Here is a 13,743-nt window from a genome sequence, read left to right as displayed (position 1 = left end):
GCCATGACTTGTGAATTTGATGTCGTCACACTGTTTCCGGAAATGTTTGACGCTATCACCAAGCATGGTGTAACCGGCAGGGCGAACGAAAACGCGATTTATCGCTTACACACCTGGAACCCCCGTGATTTTACCGAGGATAATTACCATAGGGTAGACGACCGCCCTTACGGTGGCGGGCCAGGAATGGTGATGCTGGCGGAGCCGCTGGAAAAGGCAGTTACCGCTGCCAGGCAAAGACAGATAGCCGACGGCTTATGCGGGACGAAAGCGATTTATCTTTCGCCTCAGGGGCGTCGACTGGACCATGCCCTGGTATTGGAACTGAGTAAACTATCTGCGCTGATATTAATCGCCGGGCGATATGAAGGCGTGGATGAGCGTCTGATAGAGCGGCAGGTGGATTACGAAATTTCAATTGGCGACTATGTGCTCTCGGGCGGCGAATTGGCGGCCATGGTGCTGATAGATTGTCTGGTGAGACAAATGCCCGGGGTGCTGGGAGATCCCGAGTCAGCCACCCAGGATTCATTTGTAGCGGGTTTGCTGGATTTTCCCCAGTACACCCGGCCGGAGGTCTATCATGGAAATGTCGTACCCGACGTCCTGAAGTCCGGCAATCATGCCAGAATCAAGCGTTGGCGATTACAGCAGTCGCTTGGCAGGACATGGCTGAGGCGGCCGGATTTGCTGGCGCTGAAAATGGAGCACGGCCTCACAAGCGAAGAGAAGAAGTTACTGGAAGAATTCCAGCACGTCTATGAAACGAATTGAAATCAACTGAAACCAGGGAATAAAGAGCAAGGAGTCGCAAATGAATTTGATCGAACAACTCGAAAGCGAAGAAATTACCCGCTTGGACAAGACCATTCCAGATTTCGCCCCCGGCGATACCGTAATCGTTAACGTTAAAGTGGTGGAAGGCGAGCGTAAGCGGATACAAGCTTATGAGGGCGTTGTCATCGCGAAGCGCAACCGGGGCCTCAACTCCGCCTTTACGGTACGCAAGGTATCGAGCGGCGAGGGTGTGGAGCGGACTTTTCAGTCTTATTCGCCTTTAATCGCCAGCATTGAGATAAAGCGTCGCGGTGATGTCCGACGTGCGAAGCTTTATTACCTGCGTGATCGCTCCGGCAAATCTGCGCGTATTCGTGAGAAGCTTCCTGCCCGCGCTGCCGCCAAGAAGGGAATTAAGGCAGTGACAGGCGCACCTAAGGCCGGGTTAGCCTGAGGATTAGCGGCTGGCGCCTCCCTGCACCTGAAATCGAGCGGCTTGGGCACAACCGTTCGATTTGACAGTTGGAGGCTACAAGTGTAGTGGTGCAACCGCTGACTTAAGCCTATCTCCCCGGATAGCTGCAATCCGTATCCTCGGCGGAGGCACTTGCTGTATGCCCCCGCCGCGACGGATCTTTAACCCTGCTGTTTTGGCAGCGGCTTATTTTCAATTTCCTTATACCAGATATCGTAAACCTCATCCGGCCACAGCGATTTTATCCAGACAATCACGTCATCAATCTGTTGATTAGTCAATTTTCCATCCCAAGCCGGCATACCGCCACCCGGACTACCTTCCCTTATCATTTGTTCCAGCGTCTCGGTTGAGTGATGCCACGCATGAGCACTGCCATCCAGTGGCGGGGGTGGGTATCGGCCGTCCGGGCCGGGAGTGCGCCAACCGGGAGTGGCTTCTCCATTGGGACCGTGACAACTTGCACAATTGGCGCGATAAACATCTTCACCGCGCTTGATTTTCTCCGGAGCCAGCTTACGCGCCGCCAGATTTCTTGGCTCCTCCACCTTGGGGGTGGAGGCCGGCTGCTCGGCGGCGGATATGTCCGGTCCGGCCGGAGGCGGCGTCGGTGAAGTAGAAGGCGGCGCAGGCGTTTCAACTGCCTCAGGTGTTTCAGACGATGTGGCGGGCGGCTTTGACTCACCGCAACCGGCAATAAGAACAGCCGCCATGCCGGTCAGGACGAAAAACCGGATGCTCATGCTGCGCCGGTTTTCATGCTCATTGCAACTGAGCCTGCAGGCTGGATCGCAACGGTGAAAAACTTCTTCTTATACACGTCTATGGCAGCAAAAAATTTCCTGCGCCTCATTTCAGTCTCATCACGGATTCTTTCGGATCGGATGGCGAGTGGTGGCTGTATACGGTCGTACCGCCTTGCTTGTTTATTAAAAGCACGTCGTAGGGATCGCTACGGGCGCCTTCCATCCCTGGGGAGCCGTGTGGCATGCCCGGCGCGGTCAGCCCAATAGCGCGGGGACGCTCTTTGAGAAGCCGCTTTACATCCTGGGCAGGCACATGGCCCTCGATTGCGTAGCCGTCAACCAGGGCAGTGTGGCACGAACCTAGCGTAGTGGAAATTCCTGCGCGCTCGCGGGCTTCCTTGTTGCCTACATCGTGCGTATTGACGGTAAACCCGTTTGCGCGCATATGGTCGACCCATTTTGCGCAGCATTTACAAGTCGAACTCTTGTAGACCTCGACTGCTGTTGCCGATGCGTAGACACCGGTTCCGGTCAGCGTGCCGATGAGTATCGATCCGGCCAGCAATGTGTACTTTGATATTTTCATTTGGCTTCCACTGTGATTGTTCCCTTCATACCCGGGAAATTCATTCCTTTAAAGTGGCCTGGCAGCGGGCAGGCGAAGCTGATTATACCGGCTTCAGTGAAATGCCACACCAGTTCTCCCGTTTTGCCAGGGTCGACTGTAATTAAATTCCCTTCATGGGCATGCTCCATGTCCGGAAATTTTTTCATCATTTTCCCGTGCTCATCGATTTCCTCCGGCGTGCCTATCATCATTTCATGCTTTTTCTCGCCGTTGTTCTTAAGCACAAATTTTACCGTTTCACCCTGTTTCACTTTTACCTCTGAAGGTTTGAAACGGTTATCCACCATCGTTATTTCAATAGTGCGTGAAACCTGGGTCGGGTCGCCGGGACTACCCACAGAGGTTGCTTCCTCTTGGGCAACGGCACCGGTTGACATCAAGCTCAACGTTAAAGCGGACGCGATCAAAAGTTGCTTCATGTGATTCTCCTGTATGTAGAGATTCCTTATAGCCCTCTTTCAAGCATCAACTTTATTATCCATGATTGCTTCAATATCAATATAGCAAAAAATACCCCGGCCTCCCACTAACGCAAAAGCCTGTTGGTTGAAGTCAAACGGTTCCAAGATGTGAAGCAACATTTCTTTCGCGTGCGTGATAGACCGGATGGCGGCTTTGGAGTTCCGTGCCGCGTCGGCCGCGAACGTGCAAGCCAGTTCACCGCAACCACCCTTTACGTTTTATGTATAAAAGCGGTAGCAATGCGGCCGATAACGTCAGGACCATCGAATAGATGAATCCGTGTTCCCAGGAAAGCTCGGGCATTACGGCGAAGTTCATGCCGTAGAAAGTGCCCACGAGCGTGGGGGGTAAAAAAACCGCGGTAATAATCGTGAAGACCTTGACGACCTGATTCTGATGTTAAGAATATTCGTCACCGCATTTTGAAGCGTAGCACGCTCGAAACGTCGGTGACAGCTATCGCGATTCCGATAAAGGACGTTGCTATCGCAAATACTTTCGATTTACAACATGATCGTTCGGCAGATTATCCCCAGTTCATAACCTTTAGCTTTGGAAGTGAAAAAATTCTCCGGAACTTCCTCCCTTTGGGCTTGCAATTCCTGCCTGCTAGGCAGGCTCAACCATTTATGATACAAGCACACTTAAGCACATACTGGTCATCATCAACAACTCTGTTCCGCTCGGCTCGGCCCAATGAAGATAACGCGCACGGATGTCCTTCACCTTCGGTGTTTACGCTCATTGCTGTGCCTCGGGTTCTTGCTCGCGCTCTCCGGTTGTGTATCGCCCATCACGCTCAACCGCGCAGTCGGGGCTTATGACGACGCCATCACCAGCGCAGCGTCCAAACAACTGCTGATGAATATTGCCCGCGCACATCACCATCAGCCTATCCACTTTACCGGCGTCTCGAACGTCGCGGCAACGTTTGATTTCCGTTTCAATGCCGGGGCTACGCCCGCGCTGGGAGGACTCGCCGGACAAGTGCTGATGCCGATATTTGGCGGGAGCGTCGCTGAAAACCCCACCATCAGCATTGTCCCGATCGAGGGCGAAGACTTCACCAAACGGCTCCTCACTCCGTTCCAGCAAAGCAAACTCACGCTTCTGCTCCGCCAGCGTTACGATATCGATCTCTTGCTGAGACTGATGGCGCAGGAAGTGCGCATTCAATACCCGGCGCAGCATGTGGCGTACCGCAATACATCTTCTGATCCGGAAGGCTACGAGATGTTTCGTCGCGTGGTGCTTCATCTCTCAGCCATTCAAGACCAGAACCAGCTCTATGCCGACCCATTGATCCTGGACCGCACCTGGACCATTTCCGCTGGCTCGCTTACAGCAGAAGGCTTTCAGGCTTTGGAGAAAGAGTTTTTCGTGGTTTATAACAAGCAGGAGAATACCTATACGCTGCGCAAGCAAGCGCCGGGTCCAGTCCTCATTACCAACTACGACCCGGCTACGCTGTCGCCAGCGGAGCGGGCACAGTTAAGCGAAGAGGCAACGGATTGGGTCACGAACGATGTTGCCTTTGATGTACGCCCCAACCACCCGGGTGGTGAATGGCCTATCAAAGGAGTCTTCAGGCTCAGAAGCTTTCATGCAATTCTCGGCTTCCTCGGCCGTTCTATCGGCGACGAGCCTGAGTATCATGTCGAGAAAGATCCCCGAACCCCACCTGTCAAACGTGACGAGAATCCGGTCTCCACAATGGAACTCGTTGTGTCGGATTCGGAGCTTCCGGAAGCTGACCTGTCGATACGCTCACATAACCGGTACTACGCGGTAAATACAACAGGACCGCTTGCGCGCTGGAATCGGGAGGCCTTCCAGATGCTATATCTGCTATTCCAGATGACGATCACGGATTTGCCGCGCACTGGCGTTCCGAGTATCACCATCGCAAAATAATCATTTATTTTGGGATACTGAATACATCCGGCCTCGTCATGGATAGAAGATACTCATGATCCGGAATCCGCATTGAGCTTGATCCGAGTTGCCTTGAACAGTGCATCAGGTCCACGGGCGGCTTGCCTTATTTCGACCACTTTGCGCCGCGATTTCGCTCCCTGCCGGAGCGTCACATGACGCAGCGGCACGCAAAAAATCCCGGCAAGAAATTCCAGCAGCGCAGCATTGGCAGCGCCTTCTACCGGCGGGGCTGCTAGTCTGATTTTCAGCGCGTCGCCGTGCAATCCCACTGTTTCGGTGCGTTTCGCGCCGGGTTGTATGTGCAAGGTGAGGATGAGGCGCTCATCACTGCTTTCACTGCGGCACCACGTGCAGGATTCCAGATCCGGCATTAGAACAGACGGGAGATTTCCCTCTCCATCCCCCCCACCACAAAAAGCAGCAATTGAATAATCACCAGCACAAACAATGGTGACAAATCGATATTGCCGATGGGAGGAATATAACGGCGGAAAACGCCGAGGACCGGCCGGGTAAAGCTGTCGAGCACCGGGGCCAGCGGACTGTATGGATTGAACCAGGAGAGCACGGCCTGCACGATTACCGCTGCCATTATGATGTAGAGCGTCATCTTGATGATTTCCACCAGGGCAAGCAGCGATAGTCCCGCGGCCGCCAGACCGATAGTCGAGCTGAAAACGTAGCCCTGAAGCATATGCACGCCGGTCAGCAACGCGACTTGTGCAAGCCACGCCAGCAGCAACGTGGAAAGATCCAGCGTTCTGAAGCTGGGGATTACCCGTCTCGCGGGCTTTACCAGAAAGTCGGTAATTGCGATGAGAAATTGCGACAGCGGATTGCGGTAGGGCGCGCGGAGCAGTTGCATGTAAAAACGCAGCAACAGCGCCAGAGAAAACAAGCCCAGCAAGGTGTCGAGCAGAAATATCAGCATCTGATTGAACATATTGTCAAATATTTGCGGGTGCTAGGTTTACGTTTTACCGAACTCGTCGCCCATTTCGTGTGAGCGCTGGTATGCGATGTGAATCGCCCGACCGATTGCATTTTTGACCCCCTCATTTTCAAGCGACCGAATGGCGCGTTCAGTGGTTCCGTCCGGCGAAGTGACCCGAGCGCGCAGGAGGGAAACGTTTTCATCGCTTTGACCTGCAAGCCCGGCAGCGCCGAGAAAGGTGTCGATGCTCAGTCGCCGAGCCTGGGCCGCATCCAGTCCTAACTCATGCCCTGCCTTCTGCATCGCCTCGAGAAAGTAGAATACATAAGCCGGACCACTGCCGGAAACGGCTGTCACCGCATCCAGCAGTTCTTCGCTTTCAACCCATAGCACAGTGCCGACTGCGGCGAGTATTGCCTCTGCACGGTGTTTTTCCTCATTACTCACCCTGGGCATGGCATATAGACCCGTGACACCTGCGCGAACCAGCGCCGGTGTATTGGGCATGGCTCGCACAACGCGGCTATAGCCCGCAAGCCAACGGGAGATATCCTTTGCGCGAATACCGGCAGCGATAGAAATGACCAGATGCTTGTTGAGTAGTGGCGCAAGTTCTCGCGCCACTACTGAAAGCTGCTGCGGCTTCACCGCCAGCACGATTACATCGCTATTCGAGAGGCCTTCGGCAAGTTCCGCCACGGTTTCCACATCGCATTCATTTTTTATTTTGATGCGGGTTTCAGCATTGATTTCCACCACGCGTATCTGCCCGGGTGAATAATCCCGTTGCAACAGCCCGCCGATCAAGGCGCGAGCCATGTTCCCGCCGCCAACGAAGGTAATGTTCATGCAGATCCTGTGATGAAATTTCCCAATTCTGTCGCTCTCTTCTGGTTTATCTTTGACAATGTGGACAATAAAAACTCGAACGCTGCCCCTGCCTGATTTGCTTGATATTTGTACCACACTTCCGGCAGCTTTGCCCGGTTCGGCCATACACAAGATATCGCTGCTGGAAACAGCCGGGGTTACCATCGCTACCCACAAAATCGCGCAAGGTGCTACCCCCCGCTTCGATCGCAAGATTGAGTGTATCCTTTACTGCCCGGGTCAATTTTGCACATCTGCTCAGCCCGAGCCGGCCAGCGGCAGTGGTTGGATTGATGCCTGCTTGAAAGAGCGCTTCATTAGCGTAAATATTTCCGACGCCGACGACGATGCGGCTGTTCATCAACACTTCCTTAATGCTCGCGCTACGACGCCGGGTTTTCTTGTATAGCAGGTTCCCGTTGAATGCTTCCGTCAGCGGCTCGGGCCCAAGTTGGGCGAGTAATTTGTGGCACGTGACATCGGTTGACGACCATAGCAAGGCGCCGAAACGGCGCGGGTCTCTGAAGCGAAGAATCATCCCGTTCTCGAAGGCCAGATCGACATGGTCATGTTTTTGAGGCGCGGTTATGGCTGTGGCCGGTAGCAATCTCAGGCTGCCCGACATGCCAAGATGTACAATCAACGTGCCCCTGGCACAGTCGAACAGAAGGTATTTTCCACGCCGCATCACCTTTCCGATTACCAGGCCGACAAGTGTCTGCCCAAGATCAGGCGGCACCGGCCAGCGCATATGGGAATTTCTTACCGTGACAGCAGCAACCCGTTGCCCTTCAAGCCGGGATACGATGCCGCGACGGATAACTTCGACTTCAGGCAGTTCGGGCAATTGGATGTCCGGTGTAAGAATTACTCAATGAGATAGCAAGAGATGCCAGTTCATGAAATGCAAATGGGAGCGCATGTTTATTTCCTTCTCCGCTTCCACCATATCATTGCCCCGCTTGCCGTAAAAATCAGCGGCATCACGATGAGGAAACCCCAGGCAATCATGGTTAGCGCCGGTTCATCCAGGGCCAGACTGCCATCGAGTGTCGCGCGGGGTTGAATAGTGATAAGGTCATCATCGCCAGCCAGCCAATTGACGAGGTTAACCCCAAAATCCAGATTCTTGCCATGGCCCAGATAACTGTTGGCGAGAAAATAGCCACTGCCGATGACGGCAATGCGCTGTTCCCGCTCATATAGGGTGCGGCTCAGCGTAGCGGCGATACTGACGGGGCCGGAGACGTCATACATGGGTTCGAAGACAATCCCCCCGTCCAGCTTGCCAGTCTCCACCCATCCGTTCTGTGCGGCTTCCACCAGTGAGACACTGTGCCATTCTTCGCTGTCGTTGATGGTGATCTGCCTGGCAAAAGGAAACACAGTAATATAATCAAAATTATGCGTAACCGGGTGCTGCCCGTAATTTGCACCCATCGAGAAAGTGATGGGCAGTTTCAACCGCTGCGCTTGAGGATCGATGACTACGCCGGGGGTGAGCGTCAATTCCAGTTTCTCGGCCAGCGGTTGTAGTCCATGCATAGGCTCCTGGTCCAGTAACCATAAAAGATTGCCTCCGCTCTCGATATAGGCAAGCACCTTATCCACCACGCCTTCCGGGAGGTCAAATTGTGGCGAGGATATGATCAGCAGGCTGGTATCGGGCGGCACGTCCGCGGCCGCGGCAAAGTTGAGCGCCTCTGTTTTAATCCCCTTTGCTGCCAGTTGCTTGCCAAATTCCCCCAAGTCGCGGTTGCCCACACCGTCCAGCTTGCGCTCGCCATGGCCGCTGAGCGCCATTACCCGTTTTTCCCCGGGTCGCGCCAGCCGCATGAGCAAATTGGCCAGAGCCTGCTCGTTAAACGTAGTGAGACGCTCGCGTCTGCCCTCGAATTCAACCACCATTTCTCCATTGGTCTGAACGCCGGCCTCATGCGCGAGCGCCGGCTGCTCCTCGGGATCAATGAATGTCACGTTGAAATCGGGCTTGCTACGCTGGTAAGGAGACAGAAAATCCCCGATTATTTTCGAAACGTTCCCAAGTTGGGCGTCGTGCGACGTCGCGTAGACGGTGGCTGTCAGGGGGCCGTCAAGCTTTTGCAGCACCTCTTCGCTCGCCTGGCTTAAACTGTTGCGTTCATTCTGGCTGACATCCCACTGGGTGCGTGTTTCCCATGCCAGGTAGCCTGGCAATGCAAGCAATGATATCAGCAGTATCACGAACACGCTGTTTTGCGCCAACCGGCGCAAACGCAGCTTGTCATCTACAGGCGTCATTATCCCTCAATATCTTGCCGCTTTAATCATACAGCCCTTCACCATCCAGCCGGCGAATAGACAAAATCAGAAAGATCAGAATAAAAAGCGCAAAGTACGCAAGACCAAAAGTATCGATTATTCCGCGATTAAAGTTTTCATAATGCGCAAGCAGAGAAAAGCTGCGCGTTATGCCATCCTCTTCCCCGGCAACATTATCCATGACCCACAACCCGAGCAGGATGCCTAGCGTACCGGCGCCGGCGACAGCGGGCTGAGCGCTGAGGCAGGAAATATAAAGTCCGAGCGAGGCGAAACAGGCGGCTATGAGAAGCAGGCCGATGATATTGCTCAGCAATAAACCAAAATCCAGCGTACCTCCCGCCAGCAAAGAGAGCGATAAAGCGGCAGCCAGAGCAATCACAACCGATAAGAAGATCATCAGGCCGAGAAATTTCCCCAGTACGATATCGGTTATGGAGATGGGCGCCGAAATAAGAAAAGACAGAGTGTGATTGCGGCGCTCCTCCGCAATGAGACGCGCGGTTAACAGGGGCGTGGTCATCAACAGCACGATGGCAGCCAGGGCAAATGATGGTGCGACAATTGATTCGGTTATCCCTGGTGGATTGGCGATCCTGATGAGCTGCGGCTGAATTTCAAGAAAAGTGTCGAGATGCGCCAGAAAGACCCAGGTCAACACCAATTGAGCCAGCGCAAGTATCACCCAGGCCAGCGGCGAGCCGAACAATATCTTTAGTTCCTTGTGAGCAACGACAAAAATCATAATAAATTATTTTGATACGCCTTTGCGATGGGGGCACGGTATTGCGTAAGGCTTTCTTTGCCAATTGCCATGCCAGGACGTGGCAGGCCAAATCGGAACCGGTTGCCACGCCTGCTCCCTGTTCGATAATAAAAATTCTATTGTGCAAGAAGGCGGTCTAAAATCAAAATTTCCGCGATAGTACCGAATGCGCACCGAAAGCAAAACTTCTCATTCTCGGCATCGGAAATATGCCAGGGATCGTCAACGCAACTCTTCCGTGATGTGTTAGACGGGGGAATATGCGTGCCGGATGCATTGAAGGGTGGGTAGTTGCGTTAAAAGGACTGCATCTACTGGGCCAAGACAATGAGTTGCCAGCATGCAGGACCAAATTCGAAAGGATGAGAATGCTGGTCGTGCCCTGGCAGTAACTGCCCTATCCCTGCAGCAGTCTCCTGGCCGCAACACGTGCAGCGATAGATACCGCTAGCTGACACGGTGGTGCCAGGGGCAAATCTTGTATCGAAGTGAGGGCGATCACATTCGATAAGGAAGGTACTGTCCTTGTAAACGGCCATATGTAACCATTAAAAGTTCATTGATCCGTATATAATTATTAGCGTACCTATCATCTCCCATCTGTTCGTTTTACCACACTTGGAATTGATTAAGTTGATCTGGAAAAGGTGGTTATAAGCGGAGCGAATAAAACAAAAAACCCGCCGCAGCGGGTTGGAGGGAATATCGGAACCTGAAGCTTACAGCTTGTCGGCTGCGTCCTTTACGGCTTCCTTGGCATCTCCGTATTTCTTTTGGGCTTTGCCGGAGACTTGCTTGCCGAGCCCTTTGGCTTCATGTTCCTTGTTTCCTGCCGCCCTGCCGGCCTCTTCCTGAACTTTTCCTGCGACGTCTTTCGCGGTTCCTTTCACCTGATCTTTATTCATAATCATCTCCTGGTAAGAACTTACGTTCAACCGCCGTCTTCGGTATCCCAATTAGATGTTGAGGCGTTAAAACGACGACGGAAACAGGTTAAAGCATTTTAGCTGCTCCCACTGTTCGGTAGAGCACAGTCTAGCTTCCGCGAAGCAGGAAATGAGCATTTCTCCTGCTGGAGATTCACGGTGTGGCATGCCAAGCCATATCGAGCTGTTCAAGAAGTTGCGTGATTCTTGGTGAAATGCGCAAATGATTCCTCGAGGTTTGTTCCTTTCTGCTTCAGTCTTTCCATGTACTCATCCAGTACCGTTCGCCCCTCATGCACGATTTGCACCCGGTCGCATACGTTGTCAACCTCGGACAGGATGTGGGTGGATAGGATGACGCTGCGCTCCGCGGCGAGGTCGCGAATGAGAGTGCGGATTTCCCGTATCTGGTTAGGATCAAGGCCTGCCGTCGGCTCATCGAGTATGATGACCTCAGGATCATGAATGATCGCCTGGGCGATTCCCACCCGTTGCTGATAGCCCTTGGACAGCGAACCGATCAACCGGTCCCCGGTACTGCTCAGCCCGCAGCGTTGCGTGACCTTCGCTAAAGCGGAGTGAATTTTTGCGCTATGGACTCGATGAAGCCGGGCGGCAAACCGCAAGTATTCGTTTACTGTTAATTCCCGGTAGAGTGGCGGTATCTCGGGCAGATACCCGATGCATGCCTTGGCCTCGCGCGGCTTGCCCAGCAAATCTATACCACAGATCTCAACTGTGCCGGAGCTGGGGGTTAAATTACCGGTGAGCATGCGCATGATTGTCGTTTTGCCGGCGCCATTAGGGCCGAGAAATCCCAGAACTTCACCTCGCCTCAGTTCCAGGTTGACGTCATGCACTGCCGCACGGGTGCCAAAACAGCGGCAAAGGCCGCGAGCCGAAATGGCCATGGACGCATTTCGTTCAGCCATCATGCAGCCCCCCGAAGGGCACGATAGTTCGAATTACCAAATCACTCCTTGTATCGCCTCCCTTTACGTTTCTGCATTCATTAAGGGAGCGCATCCGGCGCTCAGGCTTGCAGAACTCCTTCAAGGAAGGTTTGCAGTGCCATGATTAAGATGTCCACTTGTGATAAGCGTAAAATATACCTAATATGTGGACTGTCTTGAAGAACAACCCCGCCATTTATAGTCTTTCTCGAACCTTTTCTGGATTTTTCCATGAGTCTTAAAATTGCTGGCGCACTGCCGCTGCTTTTTCTTGCTGCCTGTTCGCAGTTGCCTGCTAAAACAAATATCAAAGCGGACAAGCCAGTAGCGAAAATCGGAGCTGGACAGCCAAAACTGCCCAGTCAGGATTTGACTCCGCCGATGCTGTTCGATTTCCTGCTCGCCGAGACAGCTCTGCAGCGAGGCGATACGGACATCGCCGTCCGCACTTATCTCAAGCTTGCAAAAAGTACTCATGACCCGCGCGTCGCCCAGCGTGCCACTGAAATCGCGCTTCAAGCACGTCAGCCTGCAGCTGCGCTGGAATCGGCGAACATTTGGGCAGAACTTGATCCGAATTCGGTCGGAGCCCGGCAGACGCTGGCGGCGCTGCTCGTGAATTTTGACAAACTGGAGGAAGCCCGGCCACATCTCGAGAAGTTGCTCGCCTCTGCCGGGGATAATATCGATGAGGCCTTCATGCAATTGAACAGCTTGCTGGTACGGAACGCCAACAAGAATACGACATTTGAATTGGTGAAACAGCTCGCTCAACCCTATCCCGAGCTCCCGGAAGCGCATTTCGCCGTGTCCCAGGCAGCATGGTTTGCCGAGCAATTCGATGTCGCTTTGGCAGAAATGAAACAGGCGCTGGCGCTTCGTCCCGAGTGGGAGATGGCGGCAATTTACCAGGGGCGAATACTGGCGCGTATGTCCAATGCGAGCGCCCTTGAGTACTTTGAAGACTATCTGAGAACTTATCCCAAGGCAAACGATACACGAATTACCTATGCCCGGTTATTGCTCGCCGAAAAAGACTATGGCAAGGCACGAGAGCAGTTCCAGCAATTGCTGGAGGAGAATCCTGGCAATGCCGACGTCGCGGTAGCGGTGGGTTTGCTGTCCATGGAACTAAAGGAATACGAGTCGGCCGAGTCATATTTCAGGAAAGCCCTGGAATTGGGTTACAGAGATCCCGGCATGGTGCGTTTTTATCTCGGCGGCATCAATGAGAAAACGCAGCAAATTGACGAGGCGATGGAATGGTACCGCTCAGTGACGAGCGGCACTCAATATATTCCCGCTCAAATAAAATACGCCCTCCTGCTGAGCAAAACGGGCAAGATGGACGAAGGCCTCCAGCACTTGCACCAACTGCCGATCACGAATGATCAGCAACGTGCACAGTTGGCAGTTGCCGAGGCGCAATTGCTGCGCGAGGCCGGGGACTACAAGAAAGCCTTCCAGTTGCTGAGTGACGCCCTTAAAAAGCTTCCCGACTATCCCGATCTGCTCTATGACCGGGCCTTGGCGGCAGAAAAAATCGGCAAATCGGACATCATGGAACAGGACTTGCGCAAGCTGATTCAGCTGAGGCCGGACCATGCCCATGCTTATAACGCGCTCGGCTACGGTCTGGCGGAGCACAGCGATCGGCTTCCGGAAGCACTGGAACTCATCGAAAAAGCGATCGAACTTTCCCCCAATGATCCCTACATCATGGACAGCCTGGGGTGGGTGCATTACCGGATGGGTAATCTCAATCAGGGGCTAAGCTACCTGCGGCAGGCGTTCGGCCTTAACCCCGATCCGGAAATTGCGGCTCACCTGGGTGAAGTTCTGTGGGTGCAGGGAACAAGGGAAGAGGCGAAAGACGTTTGGCAGACCACGCTCAAGAATCATCCGGATAATGAGGTGTTGCTGGGCACGATGAAGAAATTCATGAAGTAGTGCAACACCTTCGAAAG

At 53.5% G+C, this 13,743-nt stretch carries 16 protein-coding genes; 4 read left to right on the top strand and 12 right to left on the bottom strand.

The window, feature by feature from the left end:
* Window positions 1-3 precede the first annotated feature (3 nt).
* Together trmD and rplS are read left to right on the top strand one after the other, a co-directional pair.
* The gene (trmD, locus tag BMZ14_RS14775) at window positions 4-774 is read left to right on the top strand and encodes a tRNA (guanosine(37)-N1)-methyltransferase TrmD (RefSeq protein WP_074858355.1); all 771 of its coding nucleotides are present in this window, start codon (window positions 4-6) and stop codon (window positions 772-774) included.
* 40 nt (window positions 775-814) lie between these two features.
* Complete coding sequence (gene rplS / locus BMZ14_RS06330) at window positions 815-1,231, top strand: 50S ribosomal protein L19 (protein WP_074795921.1); 417 nt, start codon at window positions 815-817, stop codon at window positions 1,229-1,231.
* A gap of 182 nt (window positions 1,232-1,413) precedes the next feature.
* Here rplS and BMZ14_RS06325 read toward each other — a convergent pair whose 3' ends face one another.
* From BMZ14_RS06325 to BMZ14_RS15605, 4 genes are all read right to left on the bottom strand, one after another.
* Complete coding sequence (locus BMZ14_RS06325) at window positions 1,414-1,995, bottom strand: c-type cytochrome (protein ID WP_074795919.1); 582 nt, start codon at window positions 1,993-1,995, stop codon at window positions 1,414-1,416.
* A 106-nt stretch (window positions 1,996-2,101) separates the two neighbouring features.
* The gene (locus BMZ14_RS06320) at window positions 2,102-2,584 is read right to left on the bottom strand and encodes a DUF411 domain-containing protein (RefSeq protein ID WP_074795917.1); all 483 of its coding nucleotides are present in this window, start codon (window positions 2,582-2,584) and stop codon (window positions 2,102-2,104) included.
* Window positions 2,581-3,045, bottom strand: coding sequence for a cupredoxin domain-containing protein (locus BMZ14_RS06315; protein ID WP_074795915.1), 465 nt, complete (start codon window positions 3,043-3,045; stop codon window positions 2,581-2,583). The genes BMZ14_RS06320 and BMZ14_RS06315 overlap by 4 nt, the downstream gene beginning before the upstream one ends.
* A gap of 238 nt (window positions 3,046-3,283) precedes the next feature.
* Complete coding sequence (locus tag BMZ14_RS15605; protein ID WP_371265616.1) at window positions 3,284-3,424, bottom strand: CorA family divalent cation transporter; 141 nt, start codon at window positions 3,422-3,424, stop codon at window positions 3,284-3,286.
* Between the two features lie 360 nt (window positions 3,425-3,784).
* On the opposite strand from BMZ14_RS15605, the gene BMZ14_RS06305 reads away from it, so the two are divergent.
* Entirely contained in the window at window positions 3,785-5,002 is a 1,218-nt protein-coding gene (locus BMZ14_RS06305; RefSeq protein ID WP_074795913.1) for a hypothetical protein, read from the top strand.
* Between the two features lie 53 nt (window positions 5,003-5,055).
* On the opposite strand, the gene BMZ14_RS06300 is transcribed toward BMZ14_RS06305, so the two are convergent.
* The 8 genes from BMZ14_RS06300 to BMZ14_RS06265 all read right to left on the bottom strand — a co-directional run bounded on the left by BMZ14_RS06300 (window position 5,056) and on the right by BMZ14_RS06265 (window position 11,758).
* Window positions 5,056-5,397, bottom strand: a complete 342-nt coding sequence (locus tag BMZ14_RS06300; RefSeq protein ID WP_074795911.1) for a DUF167 domain-containing protein — start codon at window positions 5,395-5,397, stop codon at window positions 5,056-5,058.
* Entirely contained in the window at window positions 5,397-5,969 is a 573-nt protein-coding gene (locus tag BMZ14_RS06295) for a YggT family protein (RefSeq protein WP_074795909.1), read from the bottom strand. Before BMZ14_RS06295 ends, BMZ14_RS06300 begins: the two co-directional genes overlap by 1 nt.
* A 27-nt stretch (window positions 5,970-5,996) precedes the next feature.
* Window positions 5,997-6,809: a pyrroline-5-carboxylate reductase gene (gene proC / locus BMZ14_RS06290; RefSeq protein WP_074795907.1), complete on the bottom strand. Its 813-nt coding sequence runs from the start codon at window positions 6,807-6,809 to the stop codon at window positions 5,997-5,999.
* 46 nt (window positions 6,810-6,855) lie between these two features.
* Window positions 6,856-7,677: a bifunctional DNA-formamidopyrimidine glycosylase/DNA-(apurinic or apyrimidinic site) lyase gene (gene mutM, locus BMZ14_RS06285; RefSeq protein WP_074795905.1), complete on the bottom strand. Its 822-nt coding sequence runs from the start codon at window positions 7,675-7,677 to the stop codon at window positions 6,856-6,858.
* Between the two features lie 77 nt (window positions 7,678-7,754).
* Window positions 7,755-9,110: a GldG family protein gene (locus BMZ14_RS06280; protein ID WP_074795903.1), complete on the bottom strand. Its 1,356-nt coding sequence runs from the start codon at window positions 9,108-9,110 to the stop codon at window positions 7,755-7,757.
* A 22-nt stretch (window positions 9,111-9,132) separates the two neighbouring features.
* A complete protein-coding gene (locus BMZ14_RS06275) occupies window positions 9,133-9,876 on the bottom strand; it encodes an ABC transporter permease (protein WP_083396687.1) in 744 nt (247 codons plus the stop codon).
* Between the two features lie 740 nt (window positions 9,877-10,616).
* Entirely contained in the window at window positions 10,617-10,802 is a 186-nt protein-coding gene (locus BMZ14_RS06270; protein WP_074795900.1) for a CsbD family protein, read from the bottom strand.
* 209 nt (window positions 10,803-11,011) lie between these two features.
* Window positions 11,012-11,758, bottom strand: a complete 747-nt coding sequence (locus BMZ14_RS06265; protein ID WP_371265615.1) for an ABC transporter ATP-binding protein — start codon at window positions 11,756-11,758, stop codon at window positions 11,012-11,014.
* Between the two features lie 249 nt (window positions 11,759-12,007).
* Between BMZ14_RS06265 and BMZ14_RS06260 the strand changes: the two genes are divergently transcribed.
* Window positions 12,008-13,726 carry a tetratricopeptide repeat protein gene (locus BMZ14_RS06260; RefSeq protein ID WP_074795896.1) on the top strand — a complete coding sequence of 573 codons (1,719 nt, stop codon included), beginning with the start codon at window positions 12,008-12,010 and terminating at the stop codon, window positions 13,724-13,726.
* The last annotated feature ends 17 nt before the right edge of the window (window positions 13,727-13,743 follow it).

This window comes from Nitrosospira briensis, assembly GCF_900115125.1.
Lineage (GTDB): Bacteria > Pseudomonadota > Gammaproteobacteria > Burkholderiales > Nitrosomonadaceae > Nitrosospira > Nitrosospira briensis_A.
Note: the sequence above shows the minus strand (reverse complement) of the source record. Positions and strands in the feature narration are given on the sequence as shown.

Bases quoted from the DNA above. Each gene is read 5' to 3' on its own strand.
- rplS (WP_074795921.1), top strand. From the start codon at position 815: ATGAATTTGATCGAACAACTCGAAAGCGAAGAAATTACCCGCTTGGAC.
- proC (WP_074795907.1), bottom strand. From the start codon at position 6,809: ATGAACATTACCTTCGTTGGCGGCGGGAACATGGCTCGCGCCTTGATC.
- BMZ14_RS06295 (WP_074795909.1), bottom strand. From the start codon at position 5,969: ATGTTCAATCAGATGCTGATATTTCTGCTCGACACCTTGCTGGGCTTG.
- trmD (WP_074858355.1), top strand. From the start codon at position 4: ATGACTTGTGAATTTGATGTCGTCACACTGTTTCCGGAAATGTTTGAC.
- BMZ14_RS06260 (WP_074795896.1), top strand. From the start codon at position 12,008: ATGAGTCTTAAAATTGCTGGCGCACTGCCGCTGCTTTTTCTTGCTGCC.
- BMZ14_RS06320 (WP_074795917.1), bottom strand. From the start codon at position 2,584: ATGAAAATATCAAAGTACACATTGCTGGCCGGATCGATACTCATCGGC.
- BMZ14_RS06325 (WP_074795919.1), bottom strand. From the start codon at position 1,995: ATGAGCATCCGGTTTTTCGTCCTGACCGGCATGGCGGCTGTTCTTATT.
- BMZ14_RS06280 (WP_074795903.1), bottom strand. From the start codon at position 9,110: ATGACGCCTGTAGATGACAAGCTGCGTTTGCGCCGGTTGGCGCAAAAC.
- BMZ14_RS06315 (WP_074795915.1), bottom strand. From the start codon at position 3,045: ATGAAGCAACTTTTGATCGCGTCCGCTTTAACGTTGAGCTTGATGTCA.
- BMZ14_RS06275 (WP_083396687.1), bottom strand. From the start codon at position 9,876: ATGATTTTTGTCGTTGCTCACAAGGAACTAAAGATATTGTTCGGCTCG.
- BMZ14_RS06305 (WP_074795913.1), top strand. From the start codon at position 3,785: ATGAAGATAACGCGCACGGATGTCCTTCACCTTCGGTGTTTACGCTCA.
- BMZ14_RS06300 (WP_074795911.1), bottom strand. From the start codon at position 5,397: ATGCCGGATCTGGAATCCTGCACGTGGTGCCGCAGTGAAAGCAGTGAT.
- BMZ14_RS06265 (WP_371265615.1), bottom strand. From the start codon at position 11,758: ATGATGGCTGAACGAAATGCGTCCATGGCCATTTCGGCTCGCGGCCTT.
- BMZ14_RS06270 (WP_074795900.1), bottom strand. From the start codon at position 10,802: ATGAATAAAGATCAGGTGAAAGGAACCGCGAAAGACGTCGCAGGAAAA.